Annotated in this window: 20 protein-coding genes; all 20 read left to right on the top strand. The window is 36.0% G+C overall.

What is annotated here, in order from left to right; all coding sequences use genetic code 11:
* Window positions 1-8: 8 nt before the first annotated feature.
* The 20 genes from FFM55_RS09295 (at window position 9) to trxA (ending at window position 18,120) form a co-directional block, all read left to right on the top strand.
* Window positions 9-260: an IreB family regulatory phosphoprotein gene (locus FFM55_RS09295; RefSeq protein ID WP_042494489.1), complete on the top strand. Its 252-nt coding sequence runs from the start codon at window positions 9-11 to the stop codon at window positions 258-260.
* Between the two features lie 25 nt (window positions 261-285).
* A complete protein-coding gene (gene ruvX, locus FFM55_RS09290) occupies window positions 286-720 on the top strand; it encodes a Holliday junction resolvase RuvX (protein WP_042494487.1) in 435 nt (144 codons plus the stop codon).
* Window positions 721-731: 11 nt separating this feature from the next.
* Window positions 732-1,016 carry a DUF1292 domain-containing protein gene (locus FFM55_RS09285; protein ID WP_042494485.1) on the top strand — a complete coding sequence of 95 codons (285 nt, stop codon included), beginning with the start codon at window positions 732-734 and terminating at the stop codon, window positions 1,014-1,016.
* A 72-nt stretch (window positions 1,017-1,088) separates the two neighbouring features.
* On the top strand, window positions 1,089-1,361 hold the full coding sequence (locus FFM55_RS09280) for a DUF1292 domain-containing protein (RefSeq protein ID WP_042494483.1): 273 nt from the start codon (window positions 1,089-1,091) through the stop codon (window positions 1,359-1,361).
* 95 nt (window positions 1,362-1,456) lie between these two features.
* Complete coding sequence (locus tag FFM55_RS09275; RefSeq protein WP_042494481.1) at window positions 1,457-2,137, top strand: ComEA family DNA-binding protein; 681 nt, start codon at window positions 1,457-1,459, stop codon at window positions 2,135-2,137.
* A gap of 107 nt (window positions 2,138-2,244) precedes the next feature.
* Entirely contained in the window at window positions 2,245-3,942 is a 1,698-nt protein-coding gene (locus FFM55_RS09270) for a ComEC/Rec2 family competence protein (protein WP_137600980.1), read from the top strand.
* A 52-nt stretch (window positions 3,943-3,994) separates the two neighbouring features.
* Window positions 3,995-4,375, top strand: a complete 381-nt coding sequence (locus tag FFM55_RS09265; RefSeq protein ID WP_137600979.1) for a ComEC/Rec2 family competence protein — start codon at window positions 3,995-3,997, stop codon at window positions 4,373-4,375.
* 75 nt (window positions 4,376-4,450) lie between these two features.
* On the top strand, window positions 4,451-5,476 hold the full coding sequence (holA, locus tag FFM55_RS09260; protein WP_228179885.1) for a DNA polymerase III subunit delta: 1,026 nt from the start codon (window positions 4,451-4,453) through the stop codon (window positions 5,474-5,476).
* Window positions 5,477-5,617: 141 nt separating this feature from the next.
* Window positions 5,618-5,887, top strand: coding sequence for a 30S ribosomal protein S15 (gene rpsO / locus FFM55_RS09255; RefSeq protein WP_040761154.1), 270 nt, complete (start codon window positions 5,618-5,620; stop codon window positions 5,885-5,887).
* Window positions 5,888-5,944: 57 nt separating this feature from the next.
* Window positions 5,945-6,199: a 30S ribosomal protein S20 gene (gene rpsT, locus FFM55_RS09250; protein ID WP_042494477.1), complete on the top strand. Its 255-nt coding sequence runs from the start codon at window positions 5,945-5,947 to the stop codon at window positions 6,197-6,199.
* Between the two features lie 217 nt (window positions 6,200-6,416).
* Window positions 6,417-8,345, top strand: a complete 1,929-nt coding sequence (locus tag FFM55_RS09245) for a ribonuclease J (protein WP_042494475.1) — start codon at window positions 6,417-6,419, stop codon at window positions 8,343-8,345.
* Between the two features lie 101 nt (window positions 8,346-8,446).
* Window positions 8,447-9,370 (top strand): hypothetical protein, encoded by a 924-nt coding sequence (locus FFM55_RS09240; protein WP_137600977.1) that lies wholly within the window; start codon window positions 8,447-8,449, stop codon window positions 9,368-9,370.
* 203 nt (window positions 9,371-9,573) lie between these two features.
* Window positions 9,574-10,761: an elongation factor Tu gene (gene tuf / locus FFM55_RS09235; protein ID WP_042494471.1), complete on the top strand. Its 1,188-nt coding sequence runs from the start codon at window positions 9,574-9,576 to the stop codon at window positions 10,759-10,761.
* Window positions 10,762-11,001: 240 nt separating this feature from the next.
* Window positions 11,002-12,291 carry a trigger factor gene (tig, locus tag FFM55_RS09230; protein WP_137600976.1) on the top strand — a complete coding sequence of 430 codons (1,290 nt, stop codon included), beginning with the start codon at window positions 11,002-11,004 and terminating at the stop codon, window positions 12,289-12,291.
* 228 nt (window positions 12,292-12,519) lie between these two features.
* A complete protein-coding gene (clpX, locus tag FFM55_RS09225; RefSeq protein WP_042494468.1) occupies window positions 12,520-13,767 on the top strand; it encodes an ATP-dependent Clp protease ATP-binding subunit ClpX in 1,248 nt (415 codons plus the stop codon).
* 12 nt (window positions 13,768-13,779) lie between these two features.
* The gene (yihA, locus tag FFM55_RS09220) at window positions 13,780-14,406 is read left to right on the top strand and encodes a ribosome biogenesis GTP-binding protein YihA/YsxC (protein WP_042494466.1); all 627 of its coding nucleotides are present in this window, start codon (window positions 13,780-13,782) and stop codon (window positions 14,404-14,406) included.
* 133 nt (window positions 14,407-14,539) lie between these two features.
* On the top strand, window positions 14,540-14,770 hold the full coding sequence (zapA, locus tag FFM55_RS09215; RefSeq protein ID WP_042494464.1) for a cell division protein ZapA: 231 nt from the start codon (window positions 14,540-14,542) through the stop codon (window positions 14,768-14,770).
* Window positions 14,770-15,309, top strand: a complete 540-nt coding sequence (locus FFM55_RS09210) for a CvpA family protein (protein WP_042494461.1) — start codon at window positions 14,770-14,772, stop codon at window positions 15,307-15,309. Before zapA ends, FFM55_RS09210 begins: the two co-directional genes overlap by 1 nt.
* 39 nt (window positions 15,310-15,348) lie before the next feature.
* Entirely contained in the window at window positions 15,349-17,733 is a 2,385-nt protein-coding gene (locus FFM55_RS09205) for an endonuclease MutS2 (RefSeq protein ID WP_137600975.1), read from the top strand.
* A gap of 72 nt (window positions 17,734-17,805) precedes the next feature.
* Window positions 17,806-18,120, top strand: a complete 315-nt coding sequence (gene trxA, locus FFM55_RS09200; protein ID WP_042494458.1) for a thioredoxin — start codon at window positions 17,806-17,808, stop codon at window positions 18,118-18,120.
* Window positions 18,121-18,542 lie beyond the last annotated feature (422 nt).

The following is an 18,542-nucleotide window of genomic DNA, read 5'->3' as shown; positions in this document are numbered from 1 at the left end:
TGTTTACGATGCGTTCATTAGATAATACAGCTGTGTTTAACTTTGGTAAGGATGAGCCACATGACGTTCGAAAGATGTTAGAAGTGGTTTATGCAGCGTTAGAATCAAAAGGTTACAATCCAATTAATCAAATTGTTGGTTATTTAATTTCAAATGACCCTGCGTACATTCCACGTGTAAATGATGCACGTAATTTAATTCGTAAATTTGAACGAGATGAGATTATCGAGGCACTTGTAACTGACTATCTATCAAAATAAAAAAATGGTATAGAAAGAGGTCGATATGGGACGTATTATTGGTTTGGATGTCGGTTCTCGAACAGTGGGTGTTGCTGTGTCTGACCAGTTTGGCTGGACTGCTCAAGGTGTCGAAATTATCCAAATAAATGAAGATGAAAAAGAATTTGGTATTGACCGGATGAAGGAGTTAGTAACTAAGTATAATCCAACTGGCTTTGTATTAGGATTACCCAAAAATATGAATAATACATCAGGACCACGTGTTGATGCTTCACGCGCTTATGGTGAACTTTTAAAGGAAACTTTTGGATTGCCTATTGATTTTCAAGATGAGCGTCTCACAACAGTAGAAGCTGAACGGATGTTGATTGAAGAGGCAGATACGTCACGTAAGAAACGTAAAAAGGTTATTGATAAGCTTGCAGCTGGGTTGATTTTGCAAAATTATTTGGATCGTAAAGGTTCACTAGTCAAGTAGGAGGTAAACACATGGATGAAGAACAAGACATTATTACATTAGTTGATGATAATGGGGATGAACAATTATTTGAGGTACTATTTACTTTCAAATCTGAAGAATTTGGTAAGTCATATATTATTCTATATCCAGCTGGATCAGGTGAAGATGAAGAAGTAGAGATGCTTGCTTATGTATTTGATCCCGAAGAAACAAAAGAAGCCACTGAAGGTGGTTTAACACCAATCGAAGATGATGCTGAGTGGGCGATGGTTGAAGAACACCTTAATCAGTATTTAGAAGAACAAGAAGATTAATTTTCTTGTTAAGGACATCTAGCCGAATCGCTTTGGGTAGATGTCCTTATTTTTTATAATAGGAGTAATGAGATGGCTGAAGAAGAAATTTTTATTTTAACAGATCATGATGGTTCTGAGCGTGAATTTAAGGAATTATTTTCTTTTGATTCAAAAGACTTTAATCGTGCGTACATTATATTAGAACCAGTATCTGTAAATGATGGTGAAGATATGGATGTTATTCCATTCATCTATGATAAAGATGCAGATGAAGGTATGTTACAACCGCTTGAGACGGATGAAGAATACGACATGGTTGAAGAAGTGATGAATACGATTTTCAATAATCCTAAATTGCAATAATGTGTGACGTTTCAAAAATGCGTAATTGTTTTTGAAACGTTTTTTTTTGGACAATTTTAAAATAAGGACGTCTTTTTTTATAAAAGAGGTGGCTTATGATACAAATTAAAGCAATTTATTATCGTTATCGTAATCAGATATGGTTTAGTCTGTGCTTAGTTTTGTGTGGTATTGGGTTATTAATTTGGTGGCAAATGGCACAAAGTACCACAACAGAATCTAATAATATTGCAACGATAACAGCTAATCAAAAAGATGATATGCAACATCGTACTGCAAATGAGCACACAACTATCAAAAAAACGACACAACGAGTTGTTATTGATATAAAAGGTGGTGTGCATCGGCCGGGTGTTTATTATTTTACACACGCCCCTATTGTGGCAGATGCCTTAAGCAAAGCAGGTGGTATGTTGCCGACAGTTAATAGTATGCGGATTAATTTAGCGGCTGTTTTGACTAATGGTCAGGTGTTGTATATCCCAATTGGTGATGAACAACAGCCAGTTGAATATCCATTACCAGGTAATAATGTACAGCCTAAGGAGCAAGTTAGTACTGTTGCCAACATCGATGGTAATGAAGGGAAGCTTAATTTAAATACGGCAGATATAACGGATTTACAAAATTTACCAGGTATTGGTGAAAAACGTGCCCAAGATATTATTAATGAGCGTGAAAAAGTGGGGGGATTTAAGCATGTTACTGATTTACAAGAAGTCAGTGGCATTGGTGAAAAGACATTTGCAAAATTGGAGCCGTTAGTAACTGTATGATGTCAGGATATTTATTGGTTAGTAGTTTGTGTTTAGCAACTATTAATTTAATTTTATTATTTCAGGTTTGATGGTTGATACCATTTTTATTGTGGTTTTTGTCGCTATTGTATTTTAAATTTTCAAAACCATTTTTAAGCACGTTGATCATTGTAAGTGGGGTCGCTTATTTCTTAGGTTGGCAGGTTAAAATTAATCATTTCATTCAACTACCTATTGGTAACTTGACAACCCAAGTAATTATTCATCCGGATGATGTACAATTTAAAAATAGTAAAGTAGTGGGAACAGCACAATTATTAAGTGGTGAAAAAGTTCGTATTTTTTTTGATAATCAAGACGATAGGGTTTCTTTTAAAAATAATATGGCAAAACCGTTATTGATTCAGGGAATAGGTGTGTTTGAACGAATAAAGGTAGCACGAAATGAATTTTCATTTGATCCACGATCCTATTGGCAAAGTCGTGGCATTGTTCATCGTATTAAATTTAAAAAATTAAAAATATTAGGCCATGCCAAACCAAATGATTTTATAACATTAATTAAGTGGACTATTCATAGTTACCATTATAGGTTAACGAATTGGTTTGAACATTTACCGTCTGGATTACGGGATTATGGTGAAACTTTATTGTTAGGCTATACAAGACCTGATTTTTATTCAGAAAATGGTGGTATTCAATTATTAGGGTTAATGCATTTATTTAGTATTTCTGGGTTTCAAGTAGCAGGTATTTATCAAATATGGCGATGTGTTGCACGACGCTGTGGTGTTCAACGTGAACATTCATTAATTATCGTTCAAATGTTGTTGGTTACTTTGTGGTTGTTTGCTGGCGGCGTTCAATCATTGGTTCGACCAATTTTATTAGGAATTTTTCAAGCTTGGCGAGATTTACGTTGGTTAATAATTGATGTCAAAGATGCATGGGGATTGTCTCTGATTGGCGGTTTACTAATTGAACCAGGAGTTTTGCATAATTTAGGCGGACAGCTATCTTATTTACTAACATTTGGATTACTATGGTTGTCTAATCGTCCCGGTTGGTATCAAAGTATATGGTTATCCTTTTTTATTTTACCAACGTTACTTTGGCATACTTTTAGTTGGCATCCGATTAGTTTAGTAGCCAATCTTTGTATTGTCCCGCTATTTACCTGGTTAGTTATACCTACTATTTTAATTGGGATTGTTGCTAGTTTTATGCAGTGTATTTTTATTCGTGATATCTGTGAAATGTTAATTAATGGTATGCAATATTGCATTAAATGTGGTGAAAAAATTCCGGGAGAATTATTATTTGGCAGGCCTCCATTGATAATGTGTGTCATTATAACGCTATTAACTCTAGGGTGGGTGATTTATAATAAGCGCTTGTTAACAATTGTCATATGTCTTTCATATTTAATAGTGTGGTGGATTCCACAAGGATTGCCAGGTGGTTTTGTAACTTTTTTTGATGTAGGTCAAGGAGATGCAACAATTTTACGACCTAAAAATAACGATGTTACAATTGTTGATGTTGGTGGTCAATTTCAAATGGCGCAAGATAAGCAGTCAACAGTCCATGATGCGGTTACAAATTATCAAGCTGAAGAGTTGGCGCATTTTCTAAAAGGACATGCCATTAATCGCGTGCACCGATTGGTATTAACACATAAAGATTTTGATCATATCGGTAATTTAGCAACATTTTTGGAGATTATTCGAGTTAACAATATTTATGTACCTGCAGGAATGGAAAAGCAAACAGCTTTCAAAAAGATGCTTCATCCACGTTTAAAAAAAAAGTTTGACTATTAAGCCAGTTGTAGTAGTTGAAAAACTATCGAATAATATGTTGATTTGTCATCCCATGACTGAAGGAAAAGGAGAAAATGATGACTCAATCAGTTTGTATGTTGACTATGGACACTTTAGTCTAATGATGACAGGTGATTTGTCAAAAAGTGGTGAACAAAAAATAATTAAGCAGTTTAAATTACCAAAAATTGATATTTTAAAATTTGGTCATCATGGGTCAAAAACAAGTACGGATGATAAATTTGTAAATCAATTACGGCCAACTGTGGGTATTGTATCGGCAGGCATTAATAATCGTTATCATCATCCAAATATAGAGACATTAAGGACTGCCAAAAAATATCACGTCAAAGTTTATAATACTGCTGAAAAAGGGATGATAAAAATTGAGTGGGGGCTATTACGTAAGTACAGGATTAAGTCATTTTTATAGTTGAATTAATAATGGGCATAATAGGGTAGACATGTTATCTTATAATTAAGAATAAAAATGAAAGGGGATGTTGTTGTGAACGTCACATTAGCAGATATTAGTAATGATGTACAAACAGGGCAACTACAGCCCATTTATTTTGTACAAGGGCAAGACCAATACTTATTAGATTTGGTTAGGCAACAATTTTTGCAAGTTATTCAACCAGAAGACCGTACGCTTAATTTAGCACAGTTTGATCTAACTGAAACACCATTGAGTGTCGCGATTGATGATGCTAAATCAGTACCTTTTTTTGGCGATCGGCGTGTTGTTATGATCGATAAACCATATTTTTTAACAGGCGAGCGGACAAAAAATAATTTAGAACACCATACACAAGATTTAATTGACTATATACAGCAACCTGAACCACAAACCATACTTATTATTTTTGCACCATATGAAAAATTGGATAATCGAAAAAAACTTACGAAACTAATCAAAGAACGAGCTCGTTATTTATCTTTCGTTAATATGGGGGAACAAGAAATAACGAAGTTTATAACGCAGAAATTAAAAAATGCTGGGTACCAAATTTCTCATGAAGCACAACAAACATTAATGCGGCTAACAAACTCATCTTTAACACAAATGATGGCTGAAATTGATAAATTAATGTTGTATACAGTGGCAACCAAAAAAATTGAGACGGCTGATGTGAACGCGTTAGTGACACACACATTAACAGAAAATATATTTGATCTAATTGATTGTTTGCTTAAAGGGAAATTAACACAGGCAGTGAATTTATATCACGAATTATTGCTTAATGGTGAAGAACCGCTACGTTTGCATGGGGCATTAATTGGACAATTCAGACTGTTATTGCAAGTCAAAACAAGTGATAAAAGTGAAAAAGGTACAGCATCAAGCTTAAAGGTTCACCCATACCGTGTGAAATTAGCTAGACAAATTGTTCGTCAGTTTAATTATGTGCGCTTAGCGCAGGCATATTTAGGGCTAGTTGCGATGGAAGAACAGTTAAAGTCGACAAGTCGTAACCCTGAATTATTATTTGAATTATTTGTTTTAAAATACCAACATGAAATGGTTAAGTAAAAAAACTTGCATTACCTATAAAAATTTGCTAGTATTTTAGAAGTGCTTTAAGCACGTGACCTTTTACGATGTTTGACGGTTCACCGTCGTCATACATGGTTTAAGGCGACTATTATATTTATGAAAGGTGGATATCCAACAATGGCTATTTCTGCAGAACGCAAAAATGAAATCATCAATGAGTTCGCTCGTCACGAAGGTGATACAGGTTCAGTTGAAGTTCAAGTTGCAGTTTTGACTGCTGACATCAACGAATTGAACGGTCACATGTCAGAGCACAAGCATGACTTTCACTCACAACGTGGTTTGATGAAGAAAATTGGTCACCGTCGTAACTTGCTACGTTACCTACGTAACAATGATGTACAACGCTACCGTGAGTTGATCCAAAAGCTTGGTTTGCGTCGTTAATATTAGTTATATTAATCACGTTTTTATTTGACATATTTATCATCGGAGGGAAAAGCGATGCCAATTATTGAGTCATCAATCCAACGTGCCCGCTTAAACAAGGTGCAACGCGAGCGTAACATCTCACAACTTAGTTCATACCGTACTGAAGTTAAGAAGTTCCGCAATGCTGCCGAAGCTGGCGAAGATAACTTGCAAGAGTTATTTGCCGCAGCTTCATCAGCTATCGATCGTGCTGCATCAAAGGGCTTGATTGCTAAGAATAAAGCTTCACGTGACAAGTCACGTTTGGCTTCATTGTTGAACAAGTAATTCAAATTACAAATTAAACAATGAAAAAAGCTAGTAGTGTTACACTACTAGCTTTTTTGTATAGTATTAAAGTATTCAAATGAATGTACAGATTATTGACGATTATGAGATGACTTCCCTATTTTCTACTATGCGCTTATGTGGTAGTATTGTATTAAACATTTAAACGTTGGGTATAGTAATTAAACCCGTGAAATACAACGAGAATAGGAAAATTATGGCAATTACATTAGATATTATGCCGTTTGGTGGTGTTCGTGAGAATGGAATGAACATGTACGCCGTTACGGTTAATGATGAGATATTTATTTTAGATGCAGGATTAAAGTATCCTGAAAGTGACTTATTGGGAGTAGATGTTGTCATCCCTGACTATGCTTATTTAATTGAGCATGCTGATAACGTGGCCGGAGTCTTTTTAACACATGGGCACGCAGATGCAATTGGGGCTTTGCCTTATTTGCTTTCAGACTTACGTGTACCAATATTTGGTTCTGAATTAACGATTGAGTTAGCAAAATTAGCGATTCATAATGAACCACGTTTAAAAGATTACGATGATTATCATGTGGTAAAAGGAAATTCAGAAGTTAGTTTTGATGATGCGACAGTCTCGTTTTTTGAAACAACACACACAATTCCAGAGTCATTAGGAATTGTTATCGAAACAGCAGCCGGACAAGTTGTTTATACGGGTGACTTTAAGTTTGATACGACAGCATTACCATATTATCGAACAGATTTATTACGCCTAGCTGAAATTGGTCAAAAAGGTGTGTTAGCACTGTTGGCTGATGCTGCTGGTACAGCTAATTTTGGTATGCCTGATCATGAATCTGACTTAGGTGATTACATCTTAGAAAACTTTTACTTACATAAACAAGGACGTATTATCGTTGCTGCAGTTGCATCAAACATACAACGAATTCAACAAGTAATTGATGCAGCTTATAAAGTGGGGCGTAAGGTTGTTATTTCTGGCAATGATTTAGAACGTGTTGTTAGAACGGCATTACGTTTAAAAAAGTTGGTTTTGCCAATCCCTGAAAATGAGATGTTTGTTTCATTAAAGAATCTTGGTAAGTTAGCAGCGGACGAGACCGTTATTTTAGAAACTGGTAAAATGGGTGAACCAATTCGTCACCTACAACGCATTGCGCATGGTGATGATCGTAACATTAAAATTCAACCAAATGATTTAGTGTTTATTACGACAACGCCTTCAACGGCAATGGAAGGGTATGTAGCTAGAACACGTGATATGTTATTCCGTGCAGGAGCTACTGTTAAGCAAATTTCAACGGATAAAAAATCTTCAGGTCATGCTTCTAAAGAAGATTTTCAATTATTGATGAATTTGTTAAAACCACAAAATATTATTCCTGTCCAAGGTGAATATCGTGTTTTGAATGAAGCCTATAGAGCTGCTGAACAAGTTGGTTATGATGAGGACCATGTTTTCTTACTTGCTAAGGGTGATAAACTACGTTGGGATGGAGAAAAGTTTTATTTGGGTGGCTCTATTCAGGTGACATCAACAATGATTGATGGATCAGGTGTGGGCGATATTGGATCAATTGTTCTTAATGATCGTCGCATTTTGTCAGAAGATGGGGTGTTTATTGCGGTTATAACGATTGATCGTAAGAAAAAGAAAGTAATTGCACCCGCAAAAATCGATTCACGTGGTTTTGTCTATGTTAAAACATCACGCGATTTAATGCATGAAGCAGCTGAATTAGTTGAACAGACAGTTACAGATGGCGTTAAGAATGCTAAAGATTTTGACTGGGGTAACTTAAAAAACGCAGTTCGTGACGCTTTAGGTAAATTTTTGTTTGAAAAAACACGACGTAAGCCTGTTATTTTGCCTGTTATTATGGAAGCAAACCAAAATGGTCGCCGCCGCCGTCGTACCTCAGCTCAACAAAGTAATCAGAATAAGGCTAATAACGGAACAAAAGATAAGACTACTAAAAAAACGGTTAATAATAAAAAAAAGGCTAACAAGAAGCCAGGCCAAGTTAATAAGGTAGCTACTAACGTTGTAAAACAAAAGCCGAATAAAAATCGCCGTCCAAAAAAGAACAAAAATAATGGTCAAAATAATCAAGTGAAGCAAAATGAAGCTAGCAATAAAAAGTAAATAAAACATCATTTTGATGTAAACGAGAGATTCTTGTTTGTTTAACATGGTTAAATAAATGAGAATTTCTTTATTTAAAAATAAAAGGAAGGATGTTAAGAATGACTGCAGAATCTAATCAGGATTTGTCCTATGATGCTCTAGTTACTAGAGCTAAAGAAGCAATTAATAATAATATGCTTGACCAAGCATTAGATAGCCTTATACTGGCGTATCAAATAGAACAAACGATTGTGGTAAATCATTTATTAGTAACGGTTTTAATTGCGCAAAATCAATATCAAGAAGCACAGATGTATGCTGATGAGTGCTTAGATAGTTACTTGAAAAATCAACAAGATGCTCAAATGTATTTAGAGCTAATTTTGCATAATCATTATTTTTTAAATGCATGGGAAATCTTAGTAGGATTGCCTAAAGAATGGCAAAATTATTTTTTGGCAATGATTGAAAAAGCGGAAAATGATTATCGCTCAGCACAAGCACAAACAATTAAGACAGTTGCGCGTCATTTTTATCATTTAAGTGATGGCAATCTAGCTGATCAACAAAAAAGATTATTGGCTGCCAATAAATTACCACGCGATGAATATGTAGTCGGAGCTAAATTTATTTTACAAGATCCGTTTTTAACTCAAATGTCGCGGGTTTCGGTTTTAGATCAATTACGACGACTTAACATAACAGAATCAGTACAATTTATAAATTTAACAGCAGAAGTAGTAACTGTTGTGCCAGCAGAACTGCAAGATATTTTTTCTGACAAAATATATCAAGAAGTGATTTCAGTATTGAAAGGCTATGAAAAAGAACTTGGACCCGACATGATCCATGGATTAAGCGAACAAATACAACTATTATTGATGTTAGCTTATCCGGATTTAGCGTTAGTGATTGAAGATGCAACTAGCTGGGTTAAAGGATTGATAGCAGAAACATTTTCATTACCTTTACCATTAGAATCAGAAAATCAGGCTTTTTGGCGCCAAAAATTACAAAAAAACTTGATAAATATTTTAAATTAAAAGAAATTACTAATAAGTACCGAAAATAAGGAAAAAATTATTTACAAAAATAAGGAAATTATATATAATAATTTCAGTCTCATTAAAGAGAAGTAAAAAGATTTTCGTATCTTATTGTTTAAGTTATGTAGTATGTGTAGTATACTTATATTAAGCGATAAGGTTGATTTTAATCAACATGCGAATAATAGGAGGACAAGCTTTTGGCTAAGGAAAATTACGAGCGCACTAAGCCGCACGTTAATATTGGAACTATTGGACACGTTGACCACGGTAAGACTACGTTGACTGCCGCTATCTCAAAGGTACTATCAGATAAGGGATTGGCTAAGCAAGAAGACTTTGCTTCAATCGATGCTGCTCCTGAAGAGCGTGAACGTGGAATCACGATTAACACTGCTCACATCGAGTACGAGACGGAAGCACGTCACTACGCTCACATCGATGCCCCAGGTCACGCGGACTACGTTAAGAACATGATTACTGGTGCTGCCCAAATGGACGGTGCTATCTTGGTTGTTGCTGCAACTGATGGTCCTATGCCACAAACTCGTGAGCACATCTTGTTGGCTCGCCAAGTTGGTGTTGACTACCTTGTTGTATTCTTGAACAAGACTGACCTTGTTGACGATGACGAATTGACTGATCTTGTTGAGATGGAAGTTCGTGAACTATTGTCAGAATACGATTTCCCTGGGGATGATATTCCAGTACTTCGTGGTTCAGCATTGAAGGCCTTGGAAGGTGACGCAGAACAAGTTAAGGTTATTGAAGAGTTGATGGATACTGTTGACTCATACATTCCTACACCAGTTCGTGACACTGACAAGCCATTCTTGATGCCTGTCGAAGACGTATTTACTATTACTGGTCGTGGAACTGTTGCATCTGGTCGTGTTGACCGTGGAACTGTTAAGTTGAACGACGAAGTTGAAATTGTTGGTTTGAAGGAAGAAGTTCGTAAGACAGTTGTTACTGGTATCGAAATGTTCCGTAAGACTATGCAACAAGGTGAAGCCGGTGATAACATTGGTGCATTGTTGCGTGGTGTTGACCGTAAGGAAATCGAGCGTGGTCAAGTTTTGGCTAAGCCTGGTTCAATCCAAACTCACACTAAGTTCTTGGCCGAAGTTTATGTTTTGACCAAAGAAGAAGGTGGACGTCACACACCATTCTTTACTAACTACCGTCCACAATTCTACTTCCACACAACTGATGTTACTGGTGTAGTTCAATTGCCTGAAGGTGTTGAAATGGTTATGCCTGGTGACAACGTGACATTCGATATCGAATTGATCGCACCAGTTGCCATTGAAAAGGGATTGAAGTTTACTGTTCGTGAAGGTGGCCGTACTGTCGGTGCCGGAACAGTTTCTGAAATCAAAGACTAATTTACAGCTTGTAATTTAGTTAGTGCTTAATTGCAAAAAAAGAGTTATTTCATCTTTGATGTAATAACTCTTTTTTTTGAATTTTACACTTAAATCCTATATAATTTAATATGAACTTCTTTATGGTAAACGGAATATTTTATTGTCAAAATAATATGTTTCCGATATACTGTTTAGGTATGTAAAGATAATATTTTTGTTGTTAGTAGTGAATAACTAACGACTATTGGAGGAATAAACATGGCAAATGCAGTTTTCACTAAGGGTGAAGGCAACAAGGGAACAATTAAATTTGAAGTTCCTGTTGACGTATACGAAAAAGGAATTGATGCAGCTTTTAATGAAGTTAAAAACCAAATCAGTGTTCCCGGATTCCGTAAGGGTAAGATGCCTAAGCAGGTATTCTTCCAAATGTACGGTGAAGAATCATTGTACCAAGATGCTTTGAACAAAATTTTGCCAGATGTTTATGGTGATGCTGTTGCAGAGGCAGGCGTAGTGACGGTTGGTCAACCAAAGATTGATGCAGAATCAATGAACAAGGGTGAAACTTGGGTTTTGACTGCTGAAGTTGAATTGGCTCCAGAAATCGAACTTGGTCAATACAAGGGTGTTGAAGTTCCAGCAACTGACACATCAGTTTCTGATGCTGATGTTGATGAAGAACTTGCTCGTATGCAACAAGGTCAATCTGAACTTGTATTAGTTGACGAAGCTGCCAAGAATGGTGATACTGTTGTCATTGATTTTGATGGTTCTGTTGACGGTGTTCATTTTGATGGTGGACAAGCTGACAACTACTCATTAGAATTAGGTTCAAATTCATTTATCCCTGGTTTTGAAGAACAATTAGTTGGTGCAAAGGCAGAAGATAAAGTTGATGTTAAAGTTACTTTCCCTGAAGATTACCAAGCAACTGATTTAGCTGGTAAAGAAGCTTTGTTTGAAGTAGCTGTTCACGAAGTTAAGTCTAAGGAAGTTCCTGCACTTGACGATGAATTTGCAAAAGACGTTGATGAAGAAGTTGAAACATTGGCTGAATTAACTGAAAAAGTTAAGACTCGTTTGGCTGATCAAAAAGCTGCTTCAGCTAAAGAAGCTAAAGAAGATGCTGCTGTAGCTGCAGTTGTTGATAATGCTAAAGTTGTTGGTGATGAAATTCCTGCATCAATGATTGATGAAGATGTTCACCGTCAAATGAACCAAATGTTTGCTTCAATGCAACAACAAGGTATTTCACCTGAACTATACTTCCAAATTACTGGAACAACTGAAGATGATCTTCACAAGCAATATGAAGAAGGTGCTGAGCGTCGTGTAAAGACTAACTTGGTATTGGAAGCAATCGTTAAGGCAGAAGACATCAAGGCTTCTGATGAAGAAATTGCTGCTGAAGTTAAGTCATTGGCTGAATCATACAACATGGCCGAAGATGCTGTTCGTAATGCTTTGTCAGATGACATGTTGTCACATGATATTGCTATCAAGTCAGTTGTTGATTTGATTGTTGATTCAGCAGTTGAAGCCTAAAAATATTTAAACAAACGTGTGTTATTAAAAAATGTAAAATATAATTCGTCTTTTGTATGACATTTTTTACACAATTAATATTGAGAGTGCTCAGGTTATCTAGAGTACTTTAAAAAATGAGACTAAGACAGAAAGTTGTCTTAGTCTCATTTTGTCTTTTGCCTGTGATAAATTTTTGATACAATGTTTATTGTATCTAACTAAATGAAAAATATAGGAGGTTGGACAGTGTTTAATACAACTGACGGCTCGAATGGTATTGCGTACTGTTCATTTTGTGGTAAGCCTTCCACTGAAGTAAAAAAATTAATTGCAGGACCTGGTGTGTATATCTGTAATGAATGTGTTGCGCTTGCGCAAGATATTATCAATGAAGATATGCAACAAGATGCAATGGCTCGTACGTTGACGCTGAAAACACCTCGTGAAATTGTTGATAATTTGAACGAATATGTGATTGGTCAAACTGATGCTAAACATACATTGGCAGTAGCTGTGTATAACCATTATAAACGAGTAAATGCGAAATTGACGGGTGAAACAGGTATTGAAGGGGTTGATCTTCAAAAATCTAACATTGCTGTGATTGGACCAACAGGTTCAGGGAAAACGTATATTGCACAATCAATGGCAAAGTTACTGAACGTACCATTTGCAATTGCTGATGCAACCACGTTGACTGAAGCGGGATATGTTGGAGAAGATGTTGAAAACATTCTTTTGAAGTTGCTACAAGCAGCAGATTACGATGTTGAACGTGCTGAAACTGGTATCATTTACATTGATGAAATTGATAAAATTGCAAAGAAAGCTGAAAATGTATCAATTACACGTGATGTATCTGGAGAAGGGGTGCAACAAGCTTTGTTGAAGATGCTTGAAGGAACACTTGCAAATGTTCCGCCTCAAGGTGGTCGTAAGCATCCTAACCAAGAATTTATTCAAATTGATACCACAAATATTCTGTTTATTGTTGGTGGTGCCTTTGCTGGCATTGAACAAATGGTTAAAGAGCGTTTAGGTGCTAAGGTAATTGGTTTTGGTACGGACGCAAAAACACAAAAATTACAAAATTCTGATAAATCAATCATGCAACAAGTATTACCTGAAGACTTGATGAACTTTGGTTTGATTCCAGAATTTATTGGTCGTTTACCGATTTTGACTGCATTAGAAGAGTTAACAGAAGATGATTTGGTCCGTATTTTGACTGAACCTAAGAATGCTTTGGTAAAGCAATATCAAGCATTATTGGCTTTGGAATCAGTTGATTTACAATTTAGTGAAGAAGCTTTAAAAGCGATGGCTCATTTAGCGATTGAACGTGAAACAGGGGCGCGTGGTCTTCGTTCAATCATTGAAGAAGTTATGCGTGACATTATGTTTGAAGTACCTTCGCGAGATGATATTACAGGCGTAGTTATTACAGAAGGCGTTGTACTTCATCACGATGCACCAGAATTAGTAACGGAATAGGCGAGGGAAACGATGGAAGTTCATCAAGTTGAAATGGTGATGTCAGCCGTTCGGGAAGCACAGTATCCAACGGATGGGTTACCAGAAGTTGCTTTTGTAGGCCGTTCGAATGTCGGGAAATCATCATTAACAAATGTGTTAATTAATCGTAAATCTTTTGCTAGAACATCTTCACAACCTGGTAAAACACAAACTTTGAATTTTTATAAAGTGGAGAACAAAGTGTTCTTTGTTGACGTTCCGGGTTATGGATATGCGAAAGTTTCTAAAAAAGCACGTGAGTCTTTTGCTATTATGATTGGTGAATATTTACGTAAGCGCCAGCCATTAAAGGGAATTGTACAATTAGTCGATGCACGTCATTTACCTTCAAAAGAAGATATCGAAATGTACAATTGGTTAACTTCTGATGATATCGGATTACCAGTATTGGTGGTTGCGACAAAGGCTGATAAAATTTCGCGTGGTAAGTGGAATAAAGTTGAAGCTGACATTAAACGTGAATTACAATTTAATGCTGAATTGTCTGATTTTGAGATTTTTTCTGCTGAAACTAAACATGGGAAAGACAATGTTTGGGATTGGTTGGAAGCACGGATGCTAGATGGTAGTGATTTTGATCCAGCTGATTTTGAATAATATAAAAGCAGGCGCTAGGAAACTAGTTGCCTGTTTTTGTTTGTGATTTAATAAGACAGTACTGGATAAGCTGAATACTCATTATTTTTTTGATATACTAGATACTAACGATAAAATAATGGAGGCTAGCAATATGGCTGAGAAAACACGTTTTAAAGGAACTATTTTAGGAAAAGAACTAACCGTAACAGCAAGTGAATCACAAGCTCATATGAAAGCGGTTTTTGATTTGGTTAATTCACAATTAGAGCAAATGCAACTAGCAGCACCAAAGTTAGATGAAAATCAATTGCTAACATTGTTGGCGATTAATGCAATTTCAGATCAATTAAATATGCAAGTTGAAAAGGATAAAAATAAATAATGACAGTTGTTTCTTGGATTATTATTGGCTTATTGATTTTATCCATGATTCACGGTTATCGGTTAGGATTAGTCCGTAGTTTAACAATGCTAGTTGGTCGAGCAATCGTATATGTTTTTGCAATTTTGTTAGCTCATCGATTAGGTGCGTGGTTATACAATATTTTTGTTAATGGCTTGTCTGCGCAATGGACAGCAACGCAAGTACCGACAAATGCAGTTCATCAACCAGGAGAATTTTTGGCATCCAGTATTGCATTTGCATTTATTGTTATTATTGGTATGTCAATTGTTAAGGCTATTGAACGTAGTTTGCGCTTTATTAACAAAGTCCCTATATTAAGTACAATTAATCATATAGGTGGTCTGGTGGTGTTTGGGTTAGTTGTTTATATTGAAATATTTTTTGTTTTACAAATCACACAAACATTAAACATTACCTGGTATACCGAGAACATGGCAAATTCAACACTTGCACAAGCGATATTAAATAATACACCTTACCTTTCAGAGGCTGTTTATGATTGGTGGTTAATGTAAATAAGTCAAGGAAAAATGAAAGTAGGTAGTTTGAAAATAATGAATGAGAAAATTTTAAAAACACTAGAATATGGACGAGTGAAGGCTCAAATTAAGCCTTTTTTATCGACTGTAGCTGGTGAATATGAATTGGCTGCATTAATGCCGACTACTGATGCAACAACCATGCAACAGTGGCTCGCAGAGACAGCAGATGCAGCGAAGGTGCTACGTTGGCAAGGTGGCATTAGTATTCCCAAGTTAGCGGACGTAAAGCCACATATGCAACGTTTACGGATTAATGCTGCGTTGAGTGGGACTGAATTAGCGCAAGTTGGTCGTATATTATTTACAACAGGCCAAATTCGGGCTTTTTTTGAAAATTTAGTGGCTGACCGTGGTGAAGAATTACCAGCCTTAGCAGGATATTATAATCAATTGGTCTTATTACCAGAATTGACAAGACGTGTTAATGTTGCGATTGATGGCGATGGTAGATTAACGGATGAAGCTTCACCAGAATTGCATCGTGTTCGGCAAGCAATCACGGGAACTGAAAATGCAATTCGCCAAAAAATGCAAGACTATACTCGAGGAAAATCAGCACAATATTTATCAGAGCCGATTGTGACAATTCGTAATGATCGGTATGTTGTACCAGTTAAAGCGACGTATCGTCAAAAATTTGGCGGTGTTGTACATGATCAGTCACAGACAGGCCAAACGTTATATATAGAGCCGGCTGATGTGGTTGATATGAATAATAGACTACGTGAACATTATCTAAATGAGCGTCAAGAAGAAGAACGTGTCTTAATTGAACTATCAACGATGCTGGAGCCTGAAGCTGACAATATTCAAAATAATGCAGTAATATTGGGGCATTTAGATTTTGTGAATGCTAAATCACGATATGCTGTTGAGATTAGAGCAATTGAGCCTGAGTTTAGTAGTGAAAATCATGTGCGTCTCTTAAAAGCACGTCACCCATTGCTAGATGCGCAAAAGGTTGTGCCTAATGATATTGTTATTGGTGAAGACTATTCTGCCATTATTGTAACCGGACCTAACACCGGTGGGAAAACGATTACTCTAAAGATGTTAGGATTATTGCAGTTAATGGCACAGTCAGGACTTTTCATTCCGGTAGCCGAATATTCAACGGTTGGTTTGTTTAAAGAAATATTTGCTGATATTGGTGATGAACAGTCAATTGAACAATCATTATCTACTTTCTCTTCACATATGGTAAATATTATCGACATTTTGTCAGGAATGGACAAAGATTCATTGGTTTTGTTTGATGAATTGGGAGCAGGAACTGATCCGCAAGAAGGAGCAGCACTAGCAATGGCTATTTTAGATGCAGTTGGTGAAACAGGCGCTTATTCTGTTGCTACTACGCACTATCCAGAATTGAAGGTTTATGGATATAACCGCTCTGACACAATTAATGCCTCAATGGAATTTGATATTGATACATTACGGCCAACGTATAAATTTATGATTGGTGTCCCTGGGCAATCAAATGCTTTGGAAATAGCTAAAAGATTAGGACTACCAACATCTATTATTGATAGTGCAACATCCCTAACAAGTGATGATTCGCAAGAATTAAATGATATGATTGCTGACTTGGTGTCACGTCGTAATGCGGTATTAACACAGCAGGTAGAATTGACCCAAAAGGTTATTGAAAATCGTCAATTAAAAAATGAATATGAGACAAAGTTAGCTGTGATTGATGATCAGCGTGCAAAATCTATTGAAGATGCTAAAAAAGAAGCTAATCATATAGTAGCTGTTGCGCGTAAGAAAACTGATAAAATTGTTGCTGATCTACACAAGATGATGCGCAATGGTGCGACAATTAAAGAAAATAAAATTATGGATGCAAAAGGTGCTTTAAATGCGATGCATGAAGAGCCGTCAACAGCTAATAATCGTATTTTACGTAAAGCTAAGCGTGCAAAACAAGAACCGCTATCTGTTGGGGATACAGTCCTAGTACGAGAGTATGGTCAACAAGGAACAATTGTGCGTGTTCTAAAGGATGGGAAGTTTGAAGTACAGTTGGGTATTTTGAAAATGATTTTGGCTGATGATGAGGTTGAAAAACAACAAAGTGCACCAGTGAAAGAAACGAAACAAACAAATAAGCGTAGTAAAAAAAGTCATATTAATACAAATAAAGCAATAAGTCGTGCAGAGGCATCAGCAACACTTGATCTGAGAGGTGTGCGTTACGAACCAGCCATGGCAGAGGTAGACCGGTTTATCGATAAAGCATTACTAAACAACCTGTCTTCTGTGGAAATTATTCATGGTAAGGGAACTGGCGCCATTAGGAAAGGTGTACAAGAGTATCTACGTTCTAATAGTCAGGTACAATCGTTTAAATTTACTGGCCCAGATCAGGGTGCAACATATGTACAATTAAAGTAAATGTGCATATGTCGACAAATATCTAGTAAGGGTTTATACTAACAATAAATTAGGAAAGTGGGGATGTTATAAATGGCTGTAGTAGATATCAATGATAATAATTTTGTATCAGAAACTGATACAGGCGTAACGTTAACTGATTTTTGGGCAACTTGGTGTGGTCCTTGTCGTATGCAATCGCCTGTTGTTGAAACAGTAGCTGAAAAAATGTCAAGTGTTAAATTTACCAAGATGGATGTTGATGAAAATCCCGCAACAGCTCAAGAATTTGGTATTATGGCAATTCCAACATTGCTTGTTAAAAAAGATGGTGAAGTAGTTGAACGTCTAACTGGGTTTACGCCAGCACACCAACTGGAAGCTATTTTATCAAAGCATATTGATTAATAAATTTTGTCAGTCATCAATGTTAGCGTTTAAGCTAATGTTGATGACTTTTTTTTAGAGAAAAAACTAAGTAAAAAAGCATTGACGTAGGACAATTGTAGCGCTATATTAATAAAGCACGGTTTTTTTGTTTTTGTCGTACGTTTATTGTTTTATAAATTTATTGACTTTGATTGATGATGTGTGTATAATTCATCGAGTTGGCATAAATCCTATATAGTTTAAAATTAATTGTTTAATATTTATTTTGAAAAAGATGTTGACAAATTCGTATGAGTTCTGTAATATAGATTAAGTTGTCAGCGAGACAACGACGTTGATCATTGAAAACTGAATATCGTTTCGATAGAACAAATGTGTAGGGTCTTCAAGCATTAAGCTTGAAACAAAAAACATTTGCGAAGTCAATTCGCTAATAAATT

It is taken from the genome of Weissella sagaensis (genome assembly GCF_005405285.1).
GTDB classification, from domain to species: Bacteria; Bacillota; Bacilli; order Lactobacillales; family Lactobacillaceae; genus Weissella; species Weissella sagaensis.
The sequence above is the reverse complement of the archived record's forward strand: the minus strand, read 5'-3'. Positions and strand labels throughout refer to the sequence as shown.

Coding starts and splice junctions, on each gene's coding strand:
- zapA (WP_042494464.1), top strand. CDS start 14,540: ATGGCTGAGAAAACACGTTTTAAAGGAACTATTTTAGGAAAAGAACTA.
- FFM55_RS09280 (WP_042494483.1), top strand. CDS start 1,089: ATGGCTGAAGAAGAAATTTTTATTTTAACAGATCATGATGGTTCTGAG.
- rpsO (WP_040761154.1), top strand. CDS start 5,618: ATGGCTATTTCTGCAGAACGCAAAAATGAAATCATCAATGAGTTCGCT.
- ruvX (WP_042494487.1), top strand. CDS start 286: ATGGGACGTATTATTGGTTTGGATGTCGGTTCTCGAACAGTGGGTGTT.
- FFM55_RS09240 (WP_137600977.1), top strand. CDS start 8,447: ATGACTGCAGAATCTAATCAGGATTTGTCCTATGATGCTCTAGTTACT.
- FFM55_RS09265 (WP_137600979.1), top strand. CDS start 3,995: ATGACTGAAGGAAAAGGAGAAAATGATGACTCAATCAGTTTGTATGTT.
- FFM55_RS09245 (WP_042494475.1), top strand. CDS start 6,417: ATGGCAATTACATTAGATATTATGCCGTTTGGTGGTGTTCGTGAGAAT.
- FFM55_RS09285 (WP_042494485.1), top strand. CDS start 732: ATGGATGAAGAACAAGACATTATTACATTAGTTGATGATAATGGGGAT.
- tig (WP_137600976.1), top strand. CDS start 11,002: ATGGCAAATGCAGTTTTCACTAAGGGTGAAGGCAACAAGGGAACAATT.
- yihA (WP_042494466.1), top strand. CDS start 13,780: ATGGAAGTTCATCAAGTTGAAATGGTGATGTCAGCCGTTCGGGAAGCA.
- FFM55_RS09295 (WP_042494489.1), top strand. CDS start 9: ATGCGTTCATTAGATAATACAGCTGTGTTTAACTTTGGTAAGGATGAG.
- trxA (WP_042494458.1), top strand. CDS start 17,806: ATGGCTGTAGTAGATATCAATGATAATAATTTTGTATCAGAAACTGAT.
- rpsT (WP_042494477.1), top strand. CDS start 5,945: ATGCCAATTATTGAGTCATCAATCCAACGTGCCCGCTTAAACAAGGTG.
- FFM55_RS09210 (WP_042494461.1), top strand. CDS start 14,770: ATGACAGTTGTTTCTTGGATTATTATTGGCTTATTGATTTTATCCATG.
- FFM55_RS09275 (WP_042494481.1), top strand. CDS start 1,457: ATGATACAAATTAAAGCAATTTATTATCGTTATCGTAATCAGATATGG.
- FFM55_RS09205 (WP_137600975.1), top strand. CDS start 15,349: ATGAATGAGAAAATTTTAAAAACACTAGAATATGGACGAGTGAAGGCT.